13 protein-coding genes and 1 riboswitch are annotated in these 19,806 nt (G+C 37.6%); of the genes, 6 read left to right on the forward strand and 7 right to left on the reverse strand.

Features of this window, described 5'->3' with window-relative positions:
* Positions 1-120 precede the first annotated feature (120 nt).
* Positions 121-2,373: a hypothetical protein gene (locus FSZ17_RS21695; RefSeq protein WP_057772952.1), complete on the reverse strand. Its 2,253-nt coding sequence runs from the start codon at positions 2,371-2,373 to the stop codon at positions 121-123.
* Positions 2,374-3,040: 667 nt separating this feature from the next.
* Here FSZ17_RS21695 and FSZ17_RS21700 point away from each other — a divergent pair.
* Genes FSZ17_RS21700 through FSZ17_RS21710 form a run of 3 tightly spaced genes read left to right on the forward strand, consistent with a single transcriptional unit; the run spans position 3,041 to position 5,038 of the window.
* Positions 3,041-4,021, forward strand: a complete 981-nt coding sequence (locus FSZ17_RS21700) for an Ig-like domain-containing domain (RefSeq protein WP_057772949.1) — start codon at positions 3,041-3,043, stop codon at positions 4,019-4,021.
* A complete protein-coding gene (locus FSZ17_RS21705; protein ID WP_057772947.1) occupies positions 4,022-4,771 on the forward strand; it encodes an Ig-like domain-containing protein in 750 nt (249 codons plus the stop codon).
* A complete protein-coding gene (locus FSZ17_RS21710) occupies positions 4,772-5,038 on the forward strand; it encodes a hypothetical protein (RefSeq protein ID WP_057772945.1) in 267 nt (88 codons plus the stop codon).
* 280 nt (positions 5,039-5,318) lie between these two features.
* On the opposite strand, the gene FSZ17_RS21715 is transcribed toward FSZ17_RS21710, so the two are convergent.
* The 5 genes from FSZ17_RS21715 to FSZ17_RS21735 all read right to left on the reverse strand — a co-directional run bounded on the left by FSZ17_RS21715 (position 5,319) and on the right by FSZ17_RS21735 (position 14,128).
* The gene (locus FSZ17_RS21715; RefSeq protein WP_057772942.1) at positions 5,319-7,175 is read right to left on the reverse strand and encodes a hypothetical protein; all 1,857 of its coding nucleotides are present in this window, start codon (positions 7,173-7,175) and stop codon (positions 5,319-5,321) included.
* Positions 7,176-7,403: 228 nt separating this feature from the next.
* Complete coding sequence (locus FSZ17_RS21720) at positions 7,404-9,506, reverse strand: methyl-accepting chemotaxis protein (protein WP_057772941.1); 2,103 nt, start codon at positions 9,504-9,506, stop codon at positions 7,404-7,406.
* A gap of 1,485 nt (positions 9,507-10,991) precedes the next feature.
* Positions 10,992-12,374 carry a S41 family peptidase gene (locus FSZ17_RS21725; RefSeq protein WP_057772935.1) on the reverse strand — a complete coding sequence of 461 codons (1,383 nt, stop codon included), beginning with the start codon at positions 12,372-12,374 and terminating at the stop codon, positions 10,992-10,994.
* A 108-nt stretch (positions 12,375-12,482) separates the two neighbouring features.
* Positions 12,483-13,229 (reverse strand): hypothetical protein, encoded by a 747-nt coding sequence (locus tag FSZ17_RS21730; protein ID WP_057772933.1) that lies wholly within the window; start codon positions 13,227-13,229, stop codon positions 12,483-12,485.
* A 410-nt stretch (positions 13,230-13,639) separates the two neighbouring features.
* Positions 13,640-14,128, reverse strand: coding sequence for a sigma-70 family RNA polymerase sigma factor (locus FSZ17_RS21735; protein ID WP_057772931.1), 489 nt, complete (start codon positions 14,126-14,128; stop codon positions 13,640-13,642).
* A 336-nt stretch (positions 14,129-14,464) separates the two neighbouring features.
* Between FSZ17_RS21735 and FSZ17_RS21740 the strand changes: the two genes are divergently transcribed.
* Positions 14,465-15,028, forward strand: a complete 564-nt coding sequence (locus FSZ17_RS21740; RefSeq protein WP_057772929.1) for a competence protein ComK — start codon at positions 14,465-14,467, stop codon at positions 15,026-15,028.
* A 76-nt stretch (positions 15,029-15,104) separates the two neighbouring features.
* Positions 15,105-15,212: riboswitch (SAM riboswitch) on the forward strand.
* Between the two features lie 111 nt (positions 15,213-15,323).
* Entirely contained in the window at positions 15,324-16,529 is a 1,206-nt protein-coding gene (locus FSZ17_RS21745) for a homoserine dehydrogenase (RefSeq protein ID WP_057772928.1), read from the forward strand.
* A 495-nt stretch (positions 16,530-17,024) separates the two neighbouring features.
* Here FSZ17_RS21745 and FSZ17_RS21750 read toward each other — a convergent pair whose 3' ends face one another.
* On the reverse strand, positions 17,025-18,299 hold the full coding sequence (locus tag FSZ17_RS21750; RefSeq protein ID WP_057772924.1) for an L-cysteine desulfidase family protein: 1,275 nt from the start codon (positions 18,297-18,299) through the stop codon (positions 17,025-17,027).
* Positions 18,300-18,906: 607 nt separating this feature from the next.
* On the opposite strand from FSZ17_RS21750, the gene FSZ17_RS21755 reads away from it, so the two are divergent.
* Positions 18,907-19,791, forward strand: a complete 885-nt coding sequence (locus tag FSZ17_RS21755) for a helix-turn-helix domain-containing protein (protein ID WP_057772922.1) — start codon at positions 18,907-18,909, stop codon at positions 19,789-19,791.
* Positions 19,792-19,806: the final 15 nt, after the last annotated feature.

Consider the following 19,806-nt stretch of genomic DNA (forward strand, 5'->3'; position numbering starts at 1 on the left):
AAATAAAATAAAAAGCCCCGCAGAGACTTATCTCCACAGAGCTTTCTACCTTGTCAAACATATTCATTCGACAATCTTCAGGAAGGGACAGAAACCTTTCCCATTCCCTTCTCCTACGGATTAATATCCGAAAATATTAACCATTCCAGATGTGCTTAATTTTAAGTTGTACTCATTCTTAACTCCTACTACATCAGAAACAGTTAGAGAACCTGTAAGTTTACCATCTCCACCACCGATAGAAACTGGTCCACCAAAAGTAATAGAGAATGTAGTATCAGTAACTTTTTCAATCTTAGTATTATTTACTCCATTAGTAAATGTAGCTTTTGTTAAGTCACCATCAGTTAAAGTAATAGATGATGTACCATCGACTACTACCTTGTCTCCTAATGCAGGGTCAATAGTGTAAGTAAACTTATCACCATTTAAAGAAGCATCTGCTGCACCAGAAAGTGCTGCAACTGGAGCTACACCGTTAGTCTTGAATGTACCCGCAATTACTTTAAGAGGTGTAGTAGCACCAGCTAATCCAGCAGCGTAATCAGGAGCAATTTCATTTACACTAGCTGCTTGACGCACAGAAAAATCTACGCCAGCAACAATTGTTGGATCAACAGGAACAGTTACTTCCCATTTATTATTTGAATTTACTTTTGTTTGTGCAACAGGACGTAATTTAGTTACATCATAAATTGAAATTGTTTTTCCAGCTTCACCAGAACCAGAGAATGTAATAGTATTACCTGCCACACGGAAAGCAGTTGTATTTTCTTCAAGCTCTTGGTCCAATTCAAACTCAGCTGTTGCAACAAGATCTAAAGCTAATTTTAACACAGAGCTACTGTCTTTAGCATATTGTCCAGTTACAACGTCACCTTTAGATAATTTTGCTTTTAAAGCATCTAAAGTAATTACTGTATTATTAGTATCTTGATAGATATTACCGCTTGATTTTAGTAAATACTTATGTCCAGTATTAGCAACAAAGTAATTATTTGCAGCATCTACATACTCAACCTTACCAGTAGTAGCAGTTAAATCCTCAACATCATCTAACTTATAGAAATTAAGTTTTCCAGATTCTTTAGTTTCAACTACAGTACCAGTAGCACCAGTTAATTGTTCAAACTTAACTTTTTTGCCAGTAGCAGGAGTATCTACGTCATCTGCAGTAACAACTACAACGATTTGTCCATCTACTGGTGATACTTGTTCAGTCGTACCTGAAGCAATTGCTTTAGTGGCTCCATTAACACTAGTTACTTTGTAACCAGCTGGAACTGTAACATCAACTGGGTTGTTATTTGCTGTGCCTTGCTTAGTTTTGAAAGTCGCTACTAAAGCAATGCCTTGTGTAGTTTCAGCATGTACTTCTGCTTGGTCAATTGAAACATTACCAGCAGGATCTACAGGAGTAACAAACTGAGCTGTTGTTCCTTTGTATGTTACTGTATATGTTTTTCCAGCAGCTTGTTTAGTAGTTGTTAATGTAACAGTCTTTTTATCAGCACCTAATACTGCACTTGTTGCAACTAAACCGTTGTCAAAAGTAAATTCAGATGCAGCTACTGCTACTACTGGTTTATTTAATGAAACAACAACTGAAGTGTCATTTACACGTGAAACAGAAGTAACACCTAATGGTAAAGAAGTTAACACATCATCAACTGATTTTTGTAAAGAAGTTTCCCATTTAAGAACATTAGCATCAAGAATAGCTTGAGCTTCTGCAATCTTTTTACCTGCTTCTGCAGTTTTACCAGCTTTCACATCAGCTGCAGCGCCTTTAGCAAGCATGTTAACAGTTACGTCATTTTTCAATTCAGCAACTAATTTTTCAAGAGCTGGTTTTACTGCGTTACGGATACCGTCACGAGTAGATTGACCATATACGCGGTCTAATAATGCAGATTGCTTACGGTACTCAGCAGTTGCTTTGTGGTAAGCAGTTTCTACTTTTTCAATATCATCAGATTTAACTGCAGCATTTAAGTTAGCAGTTAATTCTTTAATCTTTTCGCTTGAAGTGATTGCATCAATGTAAGCTTGTGCACGTTTCACTTGGATTTTTGGATCAGTTAAACGAGCTTCGTACTTAAGTTTGTCAGAAGCACTAGCACCTTTAAGAGCTTTATCAGCAGCGTCAATTGCTTTCTTAGCTGCATTGTACTGAGCGTAAGGACGTGTTACATAATCAGCAGAACCCTCAACTGAGATAGCCCACTTAAGAACTGTACCTGCGTTTTGTGCATCTTGAACGATTTGATCAAGGTTTACCGCTGCATCAGCTTTGTTCACTGGTGCTGCAGCAACGAATGCTGAAGCTGCTACTGCTGTAGAAGCTGCGATTTTAATAGCTTTCTTTTTCATAAACTTGTATTCTCCCTTCATGCTATGTAGTGCATTTTTATTTGTTAGCAATGAATAAACCAATGGTTGTGTTTTCCTCTATATCCACCGCTTACCTAACTAGTAAAAAAGTATACCAAACTATTAACTTTTATGCAATAGTTACCAATGTATAATTTTTTTGGCAAGTGGACATAGGTTTTCCAACTTTGGTTTATATATCATATCATAATATAAAGCTTGCTAAATTTCTACAATTTTTATCATATTTTTATTAATTTTGTAATATATTTACTATTTTATAGAAAAGCGTAAACCCCTTAGAAACCTCCCTTGTGGAGCTGACAATTCTCTAACTCTAGAAAGCATATGATAATTGTATTGAAATGCACACTTTTTCATTCTATTCAGAAGTTTCGTAAAGATGCATGCCGAAATAAAAAATTGGCTATATTAGAAAATTTTACATGTATTTTTTTGATTTTTTTGGTACACTATGGTTAAGAAGGTTTTCTCCCAAATGGATGCTTTCTTTAACTTGTATAGTACACATGTACTAACCTTCGCTTCAGCGTTCAGGAAGGGTCGCCAATTTTGGCGGCTTTTTCCTTTTTTTATGGAGAAATGTCGAATTTCGTAGTATATTAAGACTAGAGCGTCATTATATACGAAGGTGGTTAGTTACCAAATGAGAAAAGTAAAGATATTGGGAGTTGTTTTCCTTTTGCTCCTTTCGATACTCGTTCCTGCAATCAATCATCCAGTACAGGCATCAAATTATCCGAAAATCGAAAAGACGATCCCTGCAGCCGGTGATCAACATGTGCCGATTGACACTGATATCCGCATTCAATTTAATAGCAATATCCTAAAAATATCTGCGAATTATATTAAACTATTTGTCAAAACAAATGGAACCTATACCGATCTGCCGATTAAAACCATTCGTAAGGATCGAAATGTATTAAACATTATTCCTGAGCAATCCCTTGAATTTAACAAGGATTATCTCGTTCAGATTAATGGACCTGCGATTGATTTAGAGAACGGCACTTATAGCCAGTCTCTTTCATACGAATTCTCAACAAACTATATTGATTTTTATGAGCTAATGGTTATTAACGAGCTGCGCCTAGAAAATTTACTTACACAATATACGCCGAGGGAAATTAAAGCCTTCGCTCCAAAGAGATATATAAATGAAATAAATGTTACTCATAAAAAACCTGGTGCCTTTAAAGAAGACCAAACATCGATAAGCGGCATTACAAACATCGATATTACAACGAAGAGCGAAGATGTTAAAAATGTGCATGTCGAAATTTTGAAAAATGGCAAGCTCCTTCAGAAAGGGTATGCCCATCCATTAAATGATGAAAAGGGACAAAAAAATACATTAAAATTTGACATTGGTTTTTCCAAGATGCCTGACTTTTTTGATGTGCATGTAACCGCACTCGATAGCTCTCAAAAAATTATTGATTCTAAGATTCTTAAATTTGCAACAGAAGAGGGCAAAATCATGAACACTTATAAAGAATCTTTTAAATATAAGACAGAGGGGAAAGGTTACACCCTGCACGAGCTTCTATCCAAGGAATCGCTTTTCTCGGATTTCCTAGCAGAAAGTTCGCTGACGGACATCAAAGTACAGGTTGAGGATAAGTAGATGAGAAAGCCTTTTATTCTCCTTATGATGCTTGTCTCCATTGTTCTAGTTCCAGGCATTCTTGTCGGACAGGCGTCGATTGAAAAGGTGGTTCTGGAGGATCGAACGATTCAGGATCCATTAAAGAGTTGGTCTGTTACTTTTACCCAGCCGGTTAATAAAGGAACGATTAAAAAGCAAAACTTCTATATTATAGATGAAAGAAATCGAGAGCTGAAAACAAAGCTCCGTGTTTCGGAAGATGAAAGTAAAGTGACGATTACGCCGGAATCCCCTTACAAGGATGACGTTCAATATTATTTACATATTAAAGGGAATGTGAAATCTGGCAAGACGTTTTTGAACGAGCATACGATTTTACCGTTTAAGCTGGAAACTCAAAAAAGCTCGAATAAAGGAACGAATAAGACGTCAGGAACCGACAAAAAACAGGTTTCATCAAATACCGGAAAGAGTGAAACTAATACCGGTAAGAGCGAAACGAACTCAGGCCCTAAGCCAAATCAAAAGAATAAAACAAAAAACTTAACAAGTGTGCAAACAGAGCGCCATTCCCATTTCGTTGAGATTACAGTCAATGTAAGTGAGCAGGTAGTAAAGGTAAAGGCCGGCAGTGATGAGTTTGAGTATAAGGGCAATAATCTATTCGTGCTCTATAAACCAGACCTTAAAAAAGGCGAAAAGCTTACGGTAAAAGGATACAGCATCTCAAATAAGGTGCTGGAAACAAAGGAGATCGTGATTCCGTAAATGGCTAAGAAAGCTTTCGTAAACACAATTATATTCACACTCATTATCATTAACCTCATCATCTGGCCTTCCCTCTTCATGGATTTAAAGGAGGACTCTGGGGAAGCAAGTGTTGATCAGGAAACACCGGAACAGTCGGTGAAGTCTGAAACGGAAATAGCAGAGACAGAAGCAGAAGATTCATCTGTCACGGCTGAAGAAAATGCCGATTCTCCTCAAGTGAAACCATCGGAGAAAAATACTTTTAAAATTCTTAAGATTGAATGAAACCTTTTTGGCCTTCACCTCGTCTTATAGGTGGACACTAGCAACGGGTAACTCCATTGGTAGTGCTTACCTAACTAAGGCAGTGCGACTGCCAAATGATTTGTCAGTATTCCAAATGAGGATACTGACTTTTTTTGTTTTTCTGGGCGATCCTATTAGCAGATATTTAATTGAACATACACTTTACTTTAGTACATCAATAAGCTTATAGCAAAAAAACTCCGGCAGCTTCTTTATTGCTATGAAGACTTACCGGAGTATTACATGTGTCTGGTTCATATTAAACTGGGCTTATTGTAGGACCTGGTACCACTTCTCTTGCTTGTTCAGTTGACTCCCCTTCAATCCTTATATCTAGCTTGCTGTTTGCGATCGTAAGGTTATTGCTTTCTCTTTGTTCCTCGTTCTTATGAATAGATGGGACTGAATATGGAGTGCTTAGCATGCCCATAAATTTAGCAGCTGCTGCTGAACTATTAATGGCATCCTTCTCTTTCCCTTTGTTTCCTGTATCCACATCTTTATTCTGTTTATGATCTTTCGGCTCTGATGCTTTTGGTTCTTGCTTTACAGGATCATTTTGCTTTGGTTTTTCTTGATTATCCTTTTTGGGATCATCTGGATTTGGATTCTTAGGATCTTCTTTTACAGGATCTTCTTTCCCTGGTTGATCTTGATCTTCTTGATCCTTTCCTTGCTCATCCTCGTTTTGACCTTCTTCATCTTGTTCGTCCTTTTCTGACCCGCCCTCTTCTTTCTCTTGATCCTCTTTATTTTCTTCCTCTAAATCTTCACCGTCTTCTTTCTCTTCTTCCGCAGGAGCTTCTTCATCTTCTCCTTCTTCTTTCCCTTCCTCTAGACCCTCTTCACCTTCTTGTTGCTCCTCTTGCTCTAATTCCTCATTTTCTTTCTGTTCCTGCTCTAGCTTTTCCTTCTCTTCTTGTTCTAAGCGTTCTTTTTCTAATCTTTCTTTTTCAAGTCTTTCTTTTTCAAGTCTCTCTTTTTCTAATCTAGCTTCCTCTTCTTTTTGCTTCATTTCCTGCTCAATTTTTGCTATGGCCTTTTCGATCGCAGACACATCTTGGTTATCTAGATTAATTTTATCTATTTCCCCTATTACACCAGTTAGTTTTTCTATTAATTGTTGGATTTGTTCCTCTGTTAAAGATGTGGACTCTTTAAGCTTTTGAATTAACGAGGCCGTTCCTTCCTTTAAACCATTCTTTTGTGCTTGGAGTGCTTTAAAGGTCGCAATTTGTTGATCAATGGCTGCAATTTGGGTTTCGATCTCCACAATTTTTGCTAACAAGCCTTCGTTTTCAGTTTGCAGCGTTTCAATATTATCATTGAGCTCTGTTGCTTTCTCATTCATCTCCTGAATGAGTTCTTCCGTTTTAACCAATTCTTCATCCAGCTTTAGAATTAATTCTTCCGTTTCAGCTTTATACATATTCATTTGCTCCAATATATTAATGAAAAACTCTGGATCAAATTTGCACTCTTGAATAGCGCGATCCTTGATCTCTTCGATAAATTGAATGATTTCAATCATTTCGTCAAATTTTAATTGGGCTTGTTCCTTTGCCTCTGGGAAAACAGTTGAAACAATTTCTTCCAATTGTGTAATCAATTCTTGAACCTCTGTGATGATCTCTTGGAGTTCGGCTATTTGTTGTTCATTAGCAGCAATGGTGCTTTGGATTGTGGTAATTTCTGATTGTAATTGGCTCTGGAGTGCTTGTAGTCCTTCAATCGTACTTGTATCCGCTTGGAAATCTGGGGGTGTGACGCCTTCTTCATCCGCTTTTTCCTCATTTAAGGCGTCTAATTTTTCAGTCATAGCCGAAATATTCAGTTCGGTCAATTTCGCTAATGCATCGTTTATTAATATTTCTGTTTCTTGCTGGAGTTCATATGTACGATCTCGATACTCTTCGACCGTTCTAGGAAAGATAAAGCAGGCTTGAATATCTGAATCTTGATCATTTTGGGAATTGAATTCCCCATACGTTGGTCTTGTGATCTGTGCGCTTCCTAATAGTATAGATGATATCGCTACACTTGTTGCGAAGTTCTTCAGCATTTTTTTTCGCTGCATTTTCTTCCGTTTTTTATATCTTGAAGACCTTGGTACCACGGTCACGTCCTCCCTTTTTTATTCGTTATATAGAACATTTGGAGCAAAAAAATATGCTGAACAATGTGACAAATGGATTATATTACACATTATACAACACAACTTGATAGATTAAAACAGGAAAATAAAGAAAATTTCTTAATAAAGAACGATGCGGTTGAAAGTAAACAAGGTACAACTACCAAAAGCATGAAAAAAGAAAGCCAAAAATCTGGCTTTCTTTTTTAATTAACTTAATTTGAATCGATTCACAACTTCCTGCAATTCTCCGGCAATATTGTTCATTTGCTCGGTTAAGGCAGCAGCTCGTTCCATTTCTAGCTGTTGCTGTGCAGCGGAAGCACTTACCTCTTCAGCGGATGCTGCGGTTTCCTCCGAAATGGCGGATACACTTTGAATCGCATCTACTGCCTGATTTTTATAATTAATCATTTCATTTAATTTTGCAGATAAATGACTAACTGATTCGCCTAGCTGTTTGGCTATATTGGCATTTTGTTTAAATGTAGATTCAGTGTCGGAAACGGACTGATTATTCTTTTCCATTAGTTCAATGTTTTGTGTGATCATATCCACCGTTTGTTTCGACTCATCCAATATTTCCTGAACTGTTTTTTGAATAATATCTGTTTCCCTACGTGACTCCTCCGCTAGCTTCCGTACTTCTTCTGCAACGACGGCAAAGCCTTTTCCATGTTCTCCTGCGCGGGCCGCTTCAATACTTGCGTTTAGTGCAAGCAAGTTCGTCTGTGCGGTGATGCCATTGATAGAAGCAATAACGGAATCAATATCAGCGATTTTTTGGGCAAGTGTTTGAATTTGCTGCTGAACTTTTTCATTCATTTCATTTGTGGCTTCATTATGTTCACGAAGTAGATTCACCTGTTCTATCCCTTGTTCGGTTGACTGACCAGCTTTTTGGGATAATTGATTCATTTCATCCGATAGAATCGCTAACACATCAATTTGTTGTGCAAGATCGACCATCTGTTTACTTGTATGCTCTGCATCTTCCGACTGCTGTGAGGCTCCTTGAGCAATTTCATCCACTGCTGCTGCTACTTCTTCGCTAGAAGCAGAGACTTCCTCAAATGTATGATGCACTTCATTAGAAGATCGATTTAATTGAACAGATGATTCTTTTACAATATTAATAGCCTCATTGGTCTTCTCTAACATATCGTTAAAAGCCGTTGCCACGACCCCAATTTCATCTTGGCGAAATTGCGATTCTGCCACCTTTTCTGTTAAGTCACCTGTTGCAGCTGTTTCAATAGACTTTCTTAAATAAGCAAGAGGCTTTAATTGTCGATGAATAAACCAGGACGAAGCAATTGCCATTATTAAAATGATTAACACCACAACTGCAATCGTTATATATAAAATCGTTCTATATGTTTCAAGAATACTTGATTTTGGAACGGCCGCCTGTACAGACCAGACTTCATCGATTCCTTCAATCGAGACAGGAGCAAATGCATTAAATGCCTCTTCATTTAGCGTTTTTGAATCCCTATATAAATTGGATACTTTTCTATCGTTTAAATCAGACTTAACTGTTTCCCAATCAATTTGTTCCTTCATATTCGTTCCAATTAATTTTTCATTCTTGCTGTTTGCTACTATAAGGCCTTGATCCGTAATAATGCTTGCATAGCCGCCTTCTATTTTTATTTTCTTCACTAACTCATTTAAATAATCTACTGAGAAATCAGCTGTTATAACGCCGATAAATTGATCGTCTTTCGAAAGCAATGGAACAGCTATGGTAGCCATCGCAATTGTTTGATTACCAATTTGATACTCATATGGCTCTGATAAAATAGCCTTCTTCTCTTTTTTAGGTATAAGGTACCAATCTCCTTCACCTTCTGTTTCATACCCGCTAACTGCTTCTGTATGAATCTTCTCTCCTTCTTTATACGCGTAAGGAATAAAGCGTTTTTGCTTATCTAATAAGCTTGGATCAATAGAGGTATCCTCTGGCAGAATGCCACTCTCCAAAACAGCCCCCATTCCGCTAATATGATCATTTTTAGCAAGGTTGTTTTCAATAATCTTTAAAACGGCTTGGGCTGTCAGCATTTCATTGTCGCTAAGTGCTTCAATTATATTCTTACTTGTTGTTAAAGTCTCATTCGTCTGCTTGAAACGATCACCCATTTCTGCAGCGTATACTTTTGTCAGCTCATTCGCATAATTCTCTGAATCTTTCATACTTTTATTATACAAAATGACATTCGTCAAAACGGAGTATAATAAAAACAAAATTAAAAATAACCCAATAATTAGTCCCGACAACTTCCACGCAATACTTTTTGTTCGTCTCATCTGTCCATTTCCTCCAGTAAAAAAGTCCTATCACTCTATTATCATCGGAAGAAAATAATGTTCATTAATAGCTTGAAATAACTTTTTTTCACTACGATCGTATTAAAAAATCACCTTTTTTACAAATTAAAACCATACTAGTATTAACCTTCCAAATAAGGGATTTTTGTGATTTAAAATGAAATCGATTACAAGAATCGGAGTGTGTTTTTCTTTTTACAACTAGTGGGAAAATGCATTCTGAATAACAAATGAGAGATAAAATGCTAGGTACCACATAAGAGAATTGGTGATGCAAAGCATGGAGCGAAGTGAAAGAAACTTAAAGGCTGCTTCAAGTAGTAATTGTTATTCTACAATAAAAAAATATTGGGAATCATAGATACCTCTCTTGGTTATCGTTGATCACGAAAATCTAGCTTTTTATGCATAAAAGGGCTATTTTGGGGCTTCGATTTTTCCTGAAATATGGTCTATTTCTCTTCGGTTATGACCACATAGCTTTGATTTTTCGTGGAAAATTGGAAACAAAGCTTTGTTAGTTTCCAAATTTAAAGATACTCGCGAAAAAGGTAGAAACATAAGACGACTAGTTTCCCATTTTTTGAAAAAATCGCGGAAAAGTGGAAACAAAGCTTCCGTAGTTTCAAAATTTAAAGATATTCGCAAAAAAGGTGGAAACAAATGACGACTAGTTTCCCATTTTTTGAAAAAATCGTGGAAATGTGGAAACAAAGCTCCTTAGTTTCCAAATTTAAAGATACTCGCGAAAAAAGTGGAAACAAAAGACGACTAGTTTCCCATTTTTTAAAAAATCGTGGAAATGTGGAAACAAAGCTTCGGTAGTCTCCAAATTTAAAGATACTCGCGAAAAAGGTGGAAACAAAAGACGACTAGTTTCCCATTTTTTGAAAAAATCGTGGAAAAGGGGAAACAAAGCTTCGTTAGTTTCCAAATTTAAAGATATTCGCGAAAAAGGTGGAAACAAAAGACGACTAGTTTCCCATTTTTAAAAAAAATCGTGGAAAAGCGGAAACAAAGCTTCGTTAGTTTCCAAATTTAAAGATATTCGCGAAAAAGGTGGAAACAAAAGACGACTAGTTTCCCATTTTTTAAAATAATCGTGGAAATGTGGAAACAAAGCTTCGGTAGTTTCCAAATTTAAAGATACTCGCGTAAAAAGTGGAAACAAAAGACGACTAGTTTCCCAGTTTCAAAAAAATCCTGAAGTGTGGTCTGTTTCTCTTCGTTTTAGGTTATCGGTTAACTCGAAAAACTTACTTTTCGGGCATCATACTTCGGTTACGTTTTCCTTTGAAAACGATCATTTGGGGAACCATTGTTATTCAATGTAATACCCATCCCCTGTAATATGGACACAAATAGCTAATCGCCAGGCAATGCAGTTGACAGAAAAATCTCCTCTAGTCTTGATGACTAAAGGAGATTTTCACGTAAATTTTATGATGTGGCTAGGTATTATGCTTATTGAACTGTTACTTCAAGGTAAATGCCCTTTTGCATACGGTTAGCGTTTTTGCTCGTCCATTTTGGATGGATAATGAGCATGTATTTTCCTTTTGATTGAAGATTTGCTTTTGGTTTGATCGTCATTTTGGAATGGTCTTCTGCCTTCACCTCAACAGGCACTTCATTCCCGCCTAATTGGATGAGCTGAACATCCTGTGGGCTTAGCTTTGACCAATCCATTTCCATGTTCATTTCAACGTTGAATGTTTTTGTAACAGGAACACCATTAAGAGCAGGAAGCTTCTGATAAGTAGCGTGTTTTGCTATTAATTGGTCTCTGTGGGACGTAATGATTTCTTCACCTACAGCTGTATCAATATTCGGAGTGACACCTGTTTCATGGACTGGCACTCCCTTTGGTGAATAGAAACGGGCTGTTGTTAATTTTAACATGCTGTTGTCGCTTAATGGGAATAATGACTGCATGGAGCCTTTCCCGAAGGAGGTTTGCCCATATAGTGTCGCGCCTTTTTGTTCTTTTACCGATACTGCGATCATTTCTGAAGCACTTGCACTGTATTCATTGATCAGTATATGTGTCGGGCTTGTAAATTTCACTTTTTGTGGAATAGCTGCATAAATTTCTGGCTGCTTTGTTTTATCTCGAATCTGAAAAGCTTTATTCACGTTTGGAAAAAGTCCGGCTACTTCTTGAGCAGTGGATACATAGCCTCCTCCATTGTTTCTAAGATCGAAAATCCAGCCTTTGGCTCCGTTTAATTTTCCAATTGCGTTTGTGATTTCCTTCGTAGCATCTTTGGAAAAGCTATTCAGGCGAATATATCCGATTTCTCCACCGAGCATTTGATATTCGACATTTGGAAGCTTGATTAATTCTCTCGTCAGTTTTTTTGTTACGGTTTCATTCGTATCGACTGATATATAGTGTAGTGTGACCGATGTATTAGCCTTGCCGCTTATGAGTGAGACGGCTTTTTGCACAGGTTGTCCAATTAGGCTTACACCATTGACGCTGACAATAATATCTCCTGCCTTCATGCCACCTCGATCTGCTGGACCCCCTTTGATCACTGACATGATTTTGATTCCCTTTTCATCCTCATCAAGAACGATTCCAACTCCAACTAGTTGCTGCTCGATTCCATTTGAGAACTGGGCGAATTCCTCAGCGGTCATATAGACAGAATAAGGGTCCAAATGCTTCGTGATTTCCTTTGCAGTTGGCTTCGCTAATACGGAAGCAGGCACATCCTCTATGTAATATTCCTTAATTAAATCTCGTATTTCATTAATCGGCTCAGCTGCCGAAACAGCCGTCACATTCGACAAAAGTAATAAAACTAGTAAAAAACTAAAATACTTTTTCAAGTTATGCATAGATGGCCTCCTACAGTGTCAAGCACCACTACGGATTGCGTTGTGGTAGAAAATGACATGTTATTTATTTCTATTTTAGTATATATATTGATGAGGTGATAGTTCTTTTTAAACATATTTTTCGAGAACTGGGGCCAAGTAATCTACCATTGGTGATGTCTCATTTTTAATATAGGCTTCTATGGCTGCTTTTTCTAGTGGGATGAATAGAAGCTCATCGAATTCTGGCTCCTGTCCGTTGTCTATTAATTGCTGGTTATGCTTTAAGAATTGAGCGTGCAGTGCTTCAACGGTGCAATGGACGGATAGCTCATACATAACTGCCCAAAAACCATGTGTTCCTTTATGCTTAATGAACTTAGGAAGGAAAGAGCGTGTGGATGAGGAATGAATATTCAACCCCATCTCTTCCTTTATCTCTTTACAGATATTTTTTTCTAAATCAAAAATGGATCCTACTAGATCTGATTCATCTAGCCCACCTCCTGTGAATTGCAGGCGTCCAGGTGTGGAGGTTGATTTATTCATTCGTCCAATGGCTATATGGTGATCGCTTGTGATGACAGATGCACATGTATAGATGACTTTACAAGGAGAAGCGCAATCTTCATGGTGGAGGGTGTATAGATAGTGTTTGTAGTCAGTCTTTGCGACAGTTACTTCAAGCTCGTCAGGTGCTTTGTTTACTTTCGTTATTGTAAAAACTTCTCCGTTTCGTAGAGAGGGGTTCTTTCCTATTTGTTGTTCCCAATAATAATGATGTTGTTGTCGAATTTCAGATGGTAGATTAATAGGGCGGTTGTCCAGCTTAACCTTTACATTTGCCGGGGCTGTTTCTATTATAATTCGTTTCATCGGTTTCCTCCTTTTTCTTTTTCAGTTATAGAAAGATTGATAGATTGGTAGGCCAAAATCAATCGTTTATCAGCCAATTCCAAAATGGATACCTATTCTACCATTAAAAATATACCTAAAAAAGTAAATAGTCGTAAATTAAAGTGAAATTTTTCCCCAAAATATTACTAAAGTAATATTGCTCTATCAGTTTTGGCGAAAACAGGAGAAAAGATAGGGTTTCCCTCAAAATTTCCCGATTTTCGGCGAAAACAGGGAAATTAACATTATGCTTTAATAGAATTAAGCAGTTCTAGTTTCAACCCAAGCTATTTTACTTTTTTAAGTACAATAGCCTTTCAAATCTCTATTTGTCATCTCAATTATGAGGTGGCCTTTTTTTGTTTAGAAAGAATCTGTCTGGCTGCTTCTTAATCCCTTATCTCTAAGCTTCCCTTCAGCTTCTCCTTTGCACCCTTCCTCCATGCTTTGACGGCCGATACGGATACACCTTCCTTAAGGGCGATTTCCTTTACTGTTAATTGATAAATACAAGTGTACAAAACCCATTTCTTCTGATTATCCGTTAACCCCTCGCAATAGGATAGAAGAAATTTCACTTCGAAGGGCTGTTCAAGAGAGTTGTCCTCGATTCCCTCCCAATACTCCTCCTTAGCGTATACACTTCTTTCATCGTGTTTATTTTGCCTCGTCATCTCGGACAAAAATCTGCCCTTAATATAGGCGTAGGCAAAGCTAGTAAACTCTCCTTTTTCTGGATCGAATCGTTCATTAGCCTCCCATAGAGCAATCCTCCCAATTTGGAAAAATTCATCCTTGTTCTTGTAAATATGCAGCCTGTTCATGATTTTATGAATCATTGGTCCGTATTGTTTTACTAATTGCTCAAAGCCCTCCATTTTAAAAAAATCCTTTCGTAGAGCGCGCTTGCTATTGTATTCCCGGGTGCCTTAAACATAACCGAGACGGAGGAATCCAGGCTAACAGTCGAATACGTGAATATTCGCCTTTTCATGGTCGATTTTCGCAAAATTTGCCTCAAATCTCTCTGTACAGATCAAAAAAAAGGGAAATTCGCAAAAAAACGTGCAATTTAAATCAAAATTTAAATTTTCCAATTGTTCACATAATTGTAATATATTTCTTTAAATATTTCTGGTATGATGGATTTAGATCAAATTAACTACATCTTTTGTCCTACTTCATATTAAATTTTAAAAATGAGGTGTAGGGAAATGTATTTATTAAAGCATTATCTTGTCAATCAGGAGACATCATTGATTAAGGGTGAGTACAATCAGTACGGGAAGCTTTGTTCGAGGATATTGGAAGGGAGAAAGACATTTCTAGTCGAGTGTTCGCCAATCAAATTGCTTGATGAAACATTAAAATTCAATGGCTTCGATTACAAGGGTGCTACGATTGGCGCGAAATCAATTCTTCGAAAAAACAGTATGTGCCCGATTGTTCTGAACCAAGCATTAGGCATTTGTATGTTCCCAATTAATTCTCCTGATAAGCACGACAACATTTGGTTTAACCCCGATCATATTGTACAAACCTTCCCCTATGGCAGTAAGACAGATGTAGAATTAAGTAATGGCGTTATCATTCGAGTCAACTTAACATTAACCACTTTTAACAATAAACTTCAGGTTGCCCATCAATACAGAAAAATCACCCACAATAGAGGCAGACTCACCATGACCATGATTCTGGAAGCAAAAAAAGAGCCAGTCGTCATTAAAAAAGAAAAGGGCCATTATAATTTTGACAAAATGAAGAGGGATGATGATTAGTTATCCATTTCAACTTTTGTATTGACGAGACCCTATGAAAAAGATATGATAATAAATAATTTCATAATTGCAAATCTTCTTATCAAGAGAGGTGGAGGGACTGACCCTGTGAAGCCTCGGCAACCAGCATCCATATGCCACGGTGCCAATTTCAGAGGAATGATCACAATTCCGAAGATGAGAAGGTGGAACGGATACTGTAATGTTATTCATCCTCCCCTTCTGTCTTTCTATGCAGAGGGGGTTTTTTGTTTTTCCATTTTTATTTTTCAAACAAAAACAGGAGGAATGAGTTATGTCAGCTATTCATATTGCCTTATTAGGATACGGTACTGTTGGGAAGGGTGTGTATCAGACCGTTCAATCCCATCAGAAAAAGCTTCAAGCTATTTTTGGAAAAGAAGTGAAGATTTCTGCGATTCTCGTAAAAAATTTAGAAAAGCACCACTCGCCAGATGATGATGTTATTTTAACAGATGATTTTGATAAGATTTTTTCATTGGAAAAGCTTGATATCGTCATTGATGCGATTGTTGGAAAAGAGCCGTGCTTTTCCTATTTACAGAGGGCCATTAAGCGGGGCTGTCATGTGATCACGGCGAATAAAGAAATGTTTGCCCATTATGGAAGTCAATTAAAACGGTTAGCTAACGAGCATGGCGTTACACTCAGCTTTGAGGCAACTGTCGCCGGTGGGATTCCTGTCATCCAAACGCTAAAACAATTACTTAATGTCAACAATATCAAAAAAGTACAAGGCATTCTTAACGGAACTTCTAATTTTATTTTGACAAAGATGAGGGAAGAAAACGTACCATTTTCGTCAGCCTTAAAGCTCGCTCAGGAAAAAGGCTATGCAGAAGCTGATCCGACCAATGACGTCGAGGGATATGACGCCTTTTACAAAGCCGTGATCTTAAGTGAGCTTGCATTTGGGGAATCGCCGAACTGGGGTGAGTCGATTAGAGAAGGTATTCGGGGAATTACGCCTGAACAGATTGAAATCTTTTCATCATTAGGATTCCGATTTAAGCATGTAGCTTCGATAGAACGAACTGCTGATGGTGTTCAATGCGCCGTTAAGCCAGTGCTTGTGAATGAACAGCATCCATTTTACCATGTAGAAGGAGTTCAAAATGCCGTGTCCATTGATGGCGATATTGTTGGAAATATCAGCTTACAAGGACCGGGTGCAGGAATGTTTCCGACCGCAAGTGCCATTCTAGAGGACTTAGTTCATATTAATCGAAAAAGCGTATCTCCTATATTTACCGAACAGAAGCCAGATGGAGATGAGGCATCCACTGTGTCCTTTTGGGCAATCGGCGGGGATGTGAATGCCTCCATCTTACCCACACCTATTCAAGTAATCGAAAGAATTCATCCAAATGTTTTATTAGTTAAAGCACCTGAAGAAACAGTGTACGCGATTCATTTGCCGAATGTTCATGTCTATCAAATTCTTGGGGATGTGGTGTATAAGGGCTTGGTTGTTAGTTAGGTTTTTTTTGAAAACTTGATTTTGATTTTTTCTCTTTTTACAGGGCTATAGAGACGGATTTATGTGGGTTCTCCTTATTCTTGGCTTCATTATGAGCGAATGTGGACACGGGGGCAGGATTTCCTCCTTTCCTTGGCTTCTTTCGAGGTCAATGTGGACACAGGGGCAGAATTTCCTTCTTCCTTGGCTTCTTTCGGGCTCAATGTGGACACGGAGGTGGGATTTTCTTCTTTCCTTGGCTTCTTTCGGGCTCAATGTGGACACGGGGGCAGAATTTCCTTCTTTCCTTGGCTTCTTTCGGGCTCAATGTGGACACGGAGGTGGGATTTTCCCCTCTCCTTGGCTTCATTACAAAGAGAGCTATCCCCTAATTTGAATTATAAACCGATTTATGCGACGGCCCATGTCGAACAAAAATAACAAGGTGCGACATAGCATAAAAGGCCAACACTCATCGTGATGGCCTTTTCCATTGCTCTATATTCTCTTAAGAAACTATTTTTCCATCATTAATTTCAAGATCAATTCATCGGTTTGCCTTGTTCCTTCATTTCCTAGCTGGCAGAAGGCTTCGATGCTTTTTTCTACGTCATCGTGAATAAATCCGTCTGTGGATTGTATTTCTTTATGGTTCAATGCCAGTAAAGCCGATTGGACTGCTACGTTTGAACAGGTTGAAACCTTCATGGCACAGCCAGCCTTCGCACCATCACAGATCATTCCGGACACATTGCCAATTGTATTTTGAACTGCTGCCTTTACTTGTTGAAGGGAACCATCCAGCAAATAGACAATAGCCGCACTTGCCCCCATTCCCGCTGCCGTGACGCCACATAAAGCTGACAGACGGCCAAATTTAGATTTAATATGAATCGTGACAAGGTGGCTTAGTGCGACGGCACGAAGCATTTTTTCTTCAGACACCTGGAGCTTCTCTGCCGCAGCGACGACAGGAAGGGTGACCGCTATTCCTTGATTGCCGCTTCCTGTATTGGCCATAACCGGCAGCGTTGAGCCTGCCATTCTTGCATCTGAACCAGCAGCAGCTAATGACATAGCAGCCGTTGCTAAATCATCTGATAAGATCCCCTTTTTCACATTGTCCTGTATGGTTTTTCCAACATTTAAGCCGTAATCGCCTGAAAGTCCTTCCATTCCGATTACACGATTTAACTCAATGCTTCTTTTAACAAGGCCGAAATTCTTTACATCTGTCTGCAGAACCCATTCATAAATTTCATCAATGGTGAGTTGCTCCAAATCTTCCTCAGCCGTTTGAATGCCAATATTCTCGCATCCACCGAGGAAAATAGCTTTGCCATCCACTTCAATTAATGTGATATTACTATGATTATCAGAGATCACAACCTTCGCATTCTGTTGGTCCGTCTGAACGATCACCTCAATATAAAGCCTTTTCGGTGAATCCGCTTGACTTGCTTTAACCTTTCCCTCTTCAATCAACTTAAAGGCTAAAAGCTCATCTTCCTTTGTAAGACCATGCAGCACTTCTAGTTTTTTCTCCGAGTTGCCTGCAACTGCTCCAAGTGCAGCAGAGAAATCTAAGCCTTTACCAGTCATCCCAGGAATGCCGACTGATTTTGCGTTTTTAATAATATTCCCGCTTGCCTTTACTTGAATTTCTTGTATGACTCCGCTCACATAGCTCTTCGCTGTCGCAGCTGCTAGCGCAATCGCTACTGGCTCCGTACAGCCAAGTGCCACTACTAACTCTTTTTCTAAGATAGTTAATATTTTGTCCTTTTGCATTTGGTTCTCCACCGCCGTCCATCTATTTATAAGTCTCATTTTGTTTTTTTATAATTTTGATAATTACTTTACTTACATTATCTCTTTTTCACTTCAATTTCAATGGACTGATGAAAAGATCATTTCCGACGACAAATTTTTTTACACAAAAATAAAACCTCCTTAGCCATATAGAATTAGGAGTTGAACCTAATTCTTTGAACAAAGAAGGTTATCTGTAACAGATTATATTATAAGACTCATACAAAGAATTATTCACCAAAGGCCTGAGGAGCTTGTTCTACTTTTACATAATAATGTAGGATTGCTTGTACAATTAAACCTCCTCATATATTATTCTTCCAATCAAATAATAATAGTAGATGAAGTAACTGTAGAGTAAAGCCCTGCGTACATTGGACACCTACTGCTCAATGTGCATGATGAATAAGTGTGGCTGATTCAATTAAGAAAATTTTTGATTTTATAGAGGATATTCGAAAAATAATGCGAATTTATTAATAATAAATATCGTTAAAATCGTAGTTTTTTGAAAACTCATGCAATTTCACCTAAATAAATTATTTGTGATAATATCATTGTAGAGAGAGTTGAAAAGAGGGATATTATGAAACTAGATGGATATTTATTCGGTGAGATGCTTCAATCCTTTCGCCAGTTTAAAAATTTGACTGTAGAAGAATTAGCAGAAGGTATTTGTACAGAGGAAGAATTAATATCTTTTGAGAAAGAGAGAGCATATCCAACTCTCGATGTTCTTTACAAAATTGCTATCAAGCTCGAGGTGGAGTTAACACACTTCCTTGATATTGCATCAAAATCAACGGTTAGCTATCCAAATGCCGTTATCCAAATCATTGAAAAATATAAAAGAGAACGCAATTATGAAGCTATCAACACGATCGTTCAGCAAGAGAAGAGCAATCCTCTATTCAATCAAAAACCATTAAAGCAGTATTTGATGTGGAATCAAGGGATTTGTGCATTTTATTTAGATGGAAATCCAGATAAAGCATTTGATACCCTAAGCAAGGCAATAGCCATAACGAATCCTAGAAGAAGTTCCCTTTCAGAAAGGGAGATAGAGATATTGATTAGTATCGGAATTATCTTTTATGAAACACAAAATTACCGAAGTGCAATTACCATTTTTTTGGAAGCATTAAATAACATAGAGAAGCTGCCATACATCAAAAATATGAAAGGGAAATTAAGAATATTATTTGGGTTATCACAAGCATTAACAGAAATAGGGGAATATAAAGAATCACTTACTTATTGCCATAAGGGGCTTAATCTTTGTATTAATGAGGAATTACTTTATCTTTTAAATGAATTTCATTATCAAATTGGTGAAAACAACATCAAAATGGGTGAAATTGAAAAAGGAAAAGAATACTTAGAGGAGTGCCTCCACCTCTTAAAGTTAGAAAGAAAAACAAAAATTCAAAAGATTATAGAGGGAGAGATTGAAAAACTACTAAATTCTTGATACAATAAATTACAG

The sequence above is a fragment of the Cytobacillus dafuensis genome (assembly GCF_007995155.1).
Taxonomy (GTDB): Bacteria; Bacillota; Bacilli; order Bacillales; family Cytobacillaceae; genus Cytobacillus; species Cytobacillus dafuensis.

Excerpts from the sequence above, each read along its gene's own strand:
- FSZ17_RS21725 (WP_057772935.1), bottom strand. The coding sequence starts at position 12,374 with ATGCATAACTTGAAAAAGTATTTTAGTTTTTTACTAGTTTTATTACTT.
- FSZ17_RS21700 (WP_057772949.1), top strand. The coding sequence starts at position 3,041 with ATGAGAAAAGTAAAGATATTGGGAGTTGTTTTCCTTTTGCTCCTTTCG.
- FSZ17_RS21710 (WP_057772945.1), top strand. The coding sequence starts at position 4,772 with ATGGCTAAGAAAGCTTTCGTAAACACAATTATATTCACACTCATTATC.
- FSZ17_RS21755 (WP_057772922.1), top strand. The coding sequence starts at position 18,907 with ATGAAACTAGATGGATATTTATTCGGTGAGATGCTTCAATCCTTTCGC.
- FSZ17_RS21735 (WP_057772931.1), bottom strand. The coding sequence starts at position 14,128 with ATGGAGGGCTTTGAGCAATTAGTAAAACAATACGGACCAATGATTCAT.
- FSZ17_RS21740 (WP_057772929.1), top strand. The coding sequence starts at position 14,465 with ATGTATTTATTAAAGCATTATCTTGTCAATCAGGAGACATCATTGATT.
- FSZ17_RS21750 (WP_057772924.1), bottom strand. The coding sequence starts at position 18,299 with ATGCAAAAGGACAAAATATTAACTATCTTAGAAAAAGAGTTAGTAGTG.
- FSZ17_RS21705 (WP_057772947.1), top strand. The coding sequence starts at position 4,022 with ATGAGAAAGCCTTTTATTCTCCTTATGATGCTTGTCTCCATTGTTCTA.
- FSZ17_RS21720 (WP_057772941.1), bottom strand. The coding sequence starts at position 9,506 with ATGAGACGAACAAAAAGTATTGCGTGGAAGTTGTCGGGACTAATTATT.
- FSZ17_RS21730 (WP_057772933.1), bottom strand. The coding sequence starts at position 13,229 with ATGAAACGAATTATAATAGAAACAGCCCCGGCAAATGTAAAGGTTAAG.
- FSZ17_RS21695 (WP_057772952.1), bottom strand. The coding sequence starts at position 2,373 with ATGAAAAAGAAAGCTATTAAAATCGCAGCTTCTACAGCAGTAGCAGCT.
- FSZ17_RS21745 (WP_057772928.1), top strand. The coding sequence starts at position 15,324 with ATGTCAGCTATTCATATTGCCTTATTAGGATACGGTACTGTTGGGAAG.